This window comes from Streptomyces sp. RB17 (genome assembly GCF_009604455.1).
In the GTDB taxonomy this organism is placed as follows: Bacteria; Actinomycetota; Actinomycetes; order Streptomycetales; family Streptomycetaceae; genus Streptomyces.
On the sequence record NZ_WEGL01000038.1, the window covers coordinates 1 to 5056 of the forward strand.

General features: G+C 66.1%; 8 protein-coding genes and 1 pseudogene. 7 read left to right on the plus strand and 2 right to left on the minus strand.

The window, feature by feature from the left end; translation table 11 throughout:
- Nucleotides 1-252: 252 nt before the first annotated feature.
- The 3 genes and pseudogenes from SRB17_RS44985 to SRB17_RS47420 all read left to right on the plus strand — a co-directional run.
- Entirely contained in the window at nucleotides 253-1494 is a 1242-nt protein-coding gene (locus SRB17_RS44985) for an IS110 family transposase (protein ID WP_153547987.1), read from the plus strand.
- Nucleotides 1495-1568: 74 nt separating this feature from the next.
- Nucleotides 1569-1916, plus strand: a complete 348-nt coding sequence (locus SRB17_RS44990) for an NlpC/P60 family protein (protein WP_228396714.1) — start codon at nucleotides 1569-1571, stop codon at nucleotides 1914-1916.
- A gap of 10 nt (nucleotides 1917-1926) precedes the next feature.
- Nucleotides 1927-2052, plus strand: a pseudogene (locus SRB17_RS47420) (IS5/IS1182 family transposase); the annotation flags it as partial.
- A gap of 15 nt (nucleotides 2053-2067) precedes the next feature.
- On the opposite strand, the gene SRB17_RS45000 reads toward SRB17_RS47420, so the two are convergent.
- A complete protein-coding gene (locus tag SRB17_RS45000; protein ID WP_153547991.1) occupies nucleotides 2068-2298 on the minus strand; it encodes an e9imm peptide in 231 nt (76 codons plus the stop codon).
- A 240-nt stretch (nucleotides 2299-2538) separates the two neighbouring features.
- Here SRB17_RS45000 and SRB17_RS45005 point away from each other — a divergent pair, with 240 nt between their 5' ends.
- Nucleotides 2539-2931: a hypothetical protein gene (locus tag SRB17_RS45005; protein ID WP_153547993.1), complete on the plus strand. Its 393-nt coding sequence runs from the start codon at nucleotides 2539-2541 to the stop codon at nucleotides 2929-2931.
- Nucleotides 2928-3239 carry a hypothetical protein gene (locus SRB17_RS45010; RefSeq protein WP_153547995.1) on the plus strand — a complete coding sequence of 104 codons (312 nt, stop codon included), beginning with the start codon at nucleotides 2928-2930 and terminating at the stop codon, nucleotides 3237-3239. Before SRB17_RS45005 ends, SRB17_RS45010 begins: the two co-directional genes overlap by 4 nt.
- A 187-nt stretch (nucleotides 3240-3426) precedes the next feature.
- Here the strand turns inward: SRB17_RS45010 and SRB17_RS45015 are convergent, their stop codons facing one another.
- Nucleotides 3427-4116 (minus strand): SMI1/KNR4 family protein, encoded by a 690-nt coding sequence (locus tag SRB17_RS45015; protein ID WP_194294379.1) that lies wholly within the window; start codon nucleotides 4114-4116, stop codon nucleotides 3427-3429.
- Nucleotides 4117-4639: 523 nt separating this feature from the next.
- Between SRB17_RS45015 and SRB17_RS48400 the strand changes: the two genes are divergently transcribed.
- Nucleotides 4640-4846, plus strand: a complete 207-nt coding sequence (locus tag SRB17_RS48400; protein ID WP_153548000.1) for a hypothetical protein — start codon at nucleotides 4640-4642, stop codon at nucleotides 4844-4846.
- 15 nt (nucleotides 4847-4861) lie between these two features.
- Nucleotides 4862-5056, plus strand: a 195-nt coding sequence (locus SRB17_RS45025) for a transposase (protein WP_153548002.1), incomplete at its 3' end; no start/stop codon positions are given.

Here is a 5056-nt window from a genome sequence, read left to right on the forward strand (position 1 = left end):
CCACCGCCAGGCGGTCTGGTAGCTCACGCCCTGCCGGCGCGCCCACTCCGAAAGCTTCACACGATCAAGATACACAACAAGAGATGTCTACAGATGACTAGAAAATTTGTAGCAGCTATCACCCCCCATGCAGACCAGTCCCTCCCGCTGGAGGCGGGCCGCGAACTGGCCAGCGGGAGTTGCGCCTCGAGCGCCGAGATGAGGTACCAGCGGGGCCGCCCAGTCGGTGACCAGGACGACAGGACGGAACCTATGCACAATTCCTTACCCACCAACTACACGGCCGCAGAGGGCGTGTTCGGCGGCCTCGACTGGGGCGAGCAGCATCATCAGCTCTGTCTCCTCGATGGAGCCGGCCAGGTGCTGCTTCAGCGTCGGTACGCGCACACTGCTGACGGCCTCGAGCACCTGGAGCGGCAGCTGCGCCGCCACCTCCCCCTGGCCGGCATCGCCATCGAGCGCGGTGAAGGTCTGCTGGTCGAACGCCTTCAGGCAGCGGGGCACACCCTCTACTGCGTCTCCCCGAAGATCTCTGCCCGGGCACGCGAACGCTACCGGATGGCGCCGAAGAAGGACGGTGCGTTCGACGCCTTCGTCCTGGCCGACAGCCTCCGCCACGAGCACCGTCACTGGAGGCCGCTATCTGCAGCGTCGCCGCAGCTGGCCGAGCTGCGCGCGGTCATCCGCGACCGGGAACGCGTCATCTGGAACCAGCGTGACCTGGAGAACCAGCTGCGGGCCATCCTGCAGGCCTACCATCCCGCCGTGCTGCACTTGTTCTCCTCGCTCGACCGGGACATCAGCCTGGCGTTCCTGCGGGACTATCCCACCCCTGAGCAGGCCCGTCGCGTCGGTCCCGAGCGGATGAAGGCGTTCACCGGCCGGCACGGATACTCAGGCCGCACCCGTCCGGAGGTGCTGGTGGAACGGCTGCGCACCCATCTGCTGGCCGCGGCACCGGGCACGGTCGCGGGCAAGGAGCTGACCGCCGTGCTCTTCGCGGAGCAACTCGCCCTGCTCAACGACCACGTCCGCATCCTCAACAAGCGAGTGGACAAGCTGCTGGCCACCCATCCCGACGCGCCGATCTTCCTCAGCTTCCCCTGCATGGGCCGGGCCTGCGCGGCCATGCTGCTGGCCGAGATGGGTGAGGATCGAGACCGCTTCCCCACCCCGGCCGCCCTCCTGGCCGAGACCGGCGTCGCCCCGGTCACCCGGGCCTCCGGCCGCAGCCGGCAGGTCCGCTTCCGCTACGCGGCCAACAAGCGCATGCGCCACGCCGTGGACTGGTGGGTCTTCAACATGACCCGCGAAGTTCCCTGGGTCCACGAGGCATATAAGCAGGCCAGGGCCCACAAGCAGCCGCACCATCGCGCCATCCGCGGGCTCGGCGCCCGCTGGGTCCGCATCCTCTGGCGCTGTTGGCAGGACCGCACCTGCTACGACTCCGCCCAGCACAACAGCGCCCGCCCGGAGGCCAGCCTGACTGACTGAGGAGCTCCAACCAGCCTCCAGCATCCGAGGGACGATCACGCCCTGACCCCTCGGCCCCTCGGCATGCCCTCAAATTGACCCAGTTCGATCAGCCACCCAGCAACATCCAAACCACGGAGGTAGACAGGGGGAGTCTGCGTCGTTCACCTGCTGAGGAACAGCTTCCGTTACGCGGCCCGGCAGGACTGGGCTCCCGCACCACCTACACCCAGATCCACGACGGCAGCGCCATCCCCGCCGATGCCAGGCAACTCCAACCCGGCGACCTCGTGTTCACCGAAGGAACCGCCTCCCGGCCGGAACACGTCTCGATGGCGATCGGTGACGGCCTTGTCGTCCAGGCACCACGCCCAGGCCGAGTCGTCGACGTGGTCAAGGTTGCCGAAAACGGGACGATCCTTGCCGTCCGGCGCATCGCATAGCCGCGAACTACGCAATACGGTCGAACGGGCCATCAACAAACTCAAGCAGTCCCGTGCCGTGGCCAGTCGCTACGACAAGCGCGGCTACGTCTTCCTGGGCACCGCCACCGCCGCGGCCCTGGTCATCTGGCTGCAGAGCGGAGTCCCGGCCTCACAAAGCGATCGGTCCATACGCCAGGGCCTGATCGACTACCTCATCAGCCGAAAGCTCCCGCTCCGGCGGCCAGAAGATCAAGCCACTGACGCGGCCAGACGGACATGCCAAGGCTCTGTCGAGCCTGTCCAACCAGCCGGCCGCCTCGTTGTCGGAGGCGTAGTCCGCATCCATGATGCGCTGCACGAGCGCGACCGCCTCCGCGCGGATCATCTCCACTGCACTCATCAGGCCCCTTCGTCACGGCCACCCTAACGGGACGCGCGATCGCCCGGACAAGTCCCAAGAGCTCCACGAACAAGGGCCGTTACCCTCCTGCTCCCCCCAGTAGTGACCGGCCGGATCTCGCCGTTGTTCTCACGAGAGAGTCAATGATGTGATCATTACATGAAGAAGATCGCATTAGGCGCATCAGCGCTCATAGCCGTGGCCTCCCTGTCGGCGGGGTCTGTCGCCTCTGCGGCCCCCATGCCCGCACAGCCGCACCCCTGGGATCACCGCATCAAGTGCCAGGCCAAGGACCCCCAGGGCCGAAAGATCGTCACCCGGTACGGGAACTCCGAGTTCGGCTGGCAGCACTTCACCGGCCGCCACAACATCAAGAAGTGCGGAACGATCGCGGCCGTCGTCAACGAGCACCCCGAGAGCGACGACCATCACGGCCGCCTCGTGTACGGCGGGGTAGAGTTTGAGACCGGCGTACCCCGGCCTCGGATGGTGAAGATCGTGGTCATCGTTCAGTACTCACGCAAGACAAAGGACCAGCGATACGACGCCGGCAGGGGGCAGACCATCGGCGTCATCAACGCGTTCTGCAAGAACCAGCCGGGGAACAAGTGCCCGGCCTGGGCGAAGCTGTGACAGCTCCAGGCCAGGCCCACCACCAAGGGGTCTTCGAGCGTCTGCCCGGGATCATCCGCGCCCTGGTCGCCGATCACACGCCGGACCTCCCCGTCTTCAAGGGGCTGGTGATCACCGGCAGCGACCGTATGCGGCTGTACCTCACAGCCCCTGACGGCTGCCTCACCTACGGGGCCGACGTGATCATCAGCCACACGGGCCCCGGCTTGCTCTCCGGAATCACATCCGGCTACCTCGACAACGAGCATGACCAGAAGCCGACCGACGATCCCCTGTGTGATGTCGTCGTAGACCTGACCAGCTACTGAACGGCCGCCAGGGCGAGCACACCAGGATCACGAGCGGCCCCCAGAAGACATCTCCCGCGGGCCGCTCGGCCCTTTCATCCAGAACGTTGAAGGCGGAGGCAGAGAAGGGGTGTGGCACCAATTCCTTTGGGTGCAGTTCCTTCGAAGGGAAGGGTTGGTAGGTCGCTGTGCGTGGGGCGGGCCAGGGTCACAGCCCTTGATCATCGAGTTGCCTCTCGCGTTGCTCAAGCCACTCGAGGTACCAGCTGCGGAAGGTGTGACGGTTTCCGTTTGCATCGACGTACGGCTCGAAGGGCGGGTTGACCGCGCAGTCCCGGTCGCGGAGTTCCCCGCGATGCGGGCCGACGATGATGAGCCAGCCGGTCATCCCGCATCCGTTGTCGCTGATGGGAATCGCACCCCGCCCGCGTTCCAGGAACCAGGCATCGTCGCCAGCGTCGCCGAAGACCTTGCGGTAGTCGTCCAGATAGTCCTCGTCTTCGTCACGTGTGGTGGGTTCGTACCCGGCGGCGCGAAGGGTCGCAATCTGCTGGTCTGCCCAGTCTTCCGTCTCGACGAACGGCCCACTGGGGTCCAGCAGCCAGGGATGGTCCTCGTCGCTCTCCCAGACCCATCCCCACTTCCCGTCGATTCGGCGCAACGACATGAGCTCGAGTGCCGGTCCGGGGCCACCGGCTCCAACCTCCGCCAGAAACGTGCGGTACTCGTCGGGGAGCGCGACACCGAACTGCGCTTCGACCTCGGCAATGGCGGCAGGAGTCAGGACGTTTTCGAACGTCGGGTATCGAGACGGCCCACGGCCACGGGCTCGACGCTCGGCCTCCTCCACTGCGATGACGCGTTCCCGAACTCCCGACCAGTTCACGCGCGTGTTCACGGCTCTCCTATCGACGGCGTGCACGGACATTAGTCCCTGCCGTCGACATCGACCTCCGTCCGGGCTGTGTTCGCGGCCGCTCGTCTCTACCGTGGTGGTGAAGGAGGGGGCAGATGGGCTCGCTGTTCGAGGAGTTGGAAGCCCGCGAGGCAACGGCTCGGGCCCGGGTGGAAGAGCTGGAAGCCAGCTTGCCCGCCCTCACCGCTTGACCGCGACCTTCAATCGAAACGAACCGCACCCAATTCCTTTTGAGGGTTTCGGACACCAGCTGTACGAACCCGTCCGGTTCGTTGCTTAGCCGTGCGACATGTGCTCGCTCACACTGACGGGAGTGGTCGCATGCTTCTGGGGAGACCGCGGCCGCGACCTCGCTCTCGCGGGAAAACTTCGCTAGGCCCGGTCAGCGCGTCGAGAGGTCTCACGGTAGTAGTTGACGGCAACCTCAGCGGACGGGTGCCGCACAAGGTGGCGGATCGTCGCCTCCGTCGGGCTCTTCAGTGGACTCCGAGGGGCCACGGAGGGCGTGGCCAAGGAGGGCGATGACGGCGCGCTGGAGGCGGAGTCGGACGTGGGCGTACACCGTCGTGGCATTGCCGATGTGGGCGTGACCCAACAGCTCCATCGGCTCGACCCCACCGAAGCGGTCCCGGTGCTCGTCGATGAAAGCTATGAGCCCGTAACACGATCTTGCGAGCTGGTGCAGGTCAGCCGTAACCGGTACGACGATTGAGCCGTTCGTGAGGACGTGAGCGTCAAGCCGTGGGTCGTGGACGACGGGTTGTGGGCGATGATCGAGCCGTTGCTGCCGCCCTCGCCTGAGCGCTCGCCCGGGCCCAAGCCAGTGCCCGACCGGCTGTGCCTGCAGGGCATCCTGTTCGTGCTCTACACGGGGATCCCGTGGCAGCAGTTGCCGTTGGAGCTGGGCTTCGGCTCCGGTCAG

What these genes read in the sequence shown, in the direction of transcription:
- SRB17_RS44985 (WP_153547987.1), top strand. Translation starts at nt 253, where the DNA reads ATGCACAATTCCTTACCCACCAACTACACGGCCGCAGAGGGCGTGTTC.
- SRB17_RS45000 (WP_153547991.1), bottom strand. Translation starts at nt 2,298, where the DNA reads ATGAGTGCAGTGGAGATGATCCGCGCGGAGGCGGTCGCGCTCGTGCAG.
- SRB17_RS45005 (WP_153547993.1), top strand. Translation starts at nt 2,539, where the DNA reads ATGCCCGCACAGCCGCACCCCTGGGATCACCGCATCAAGTGCCAGGCC.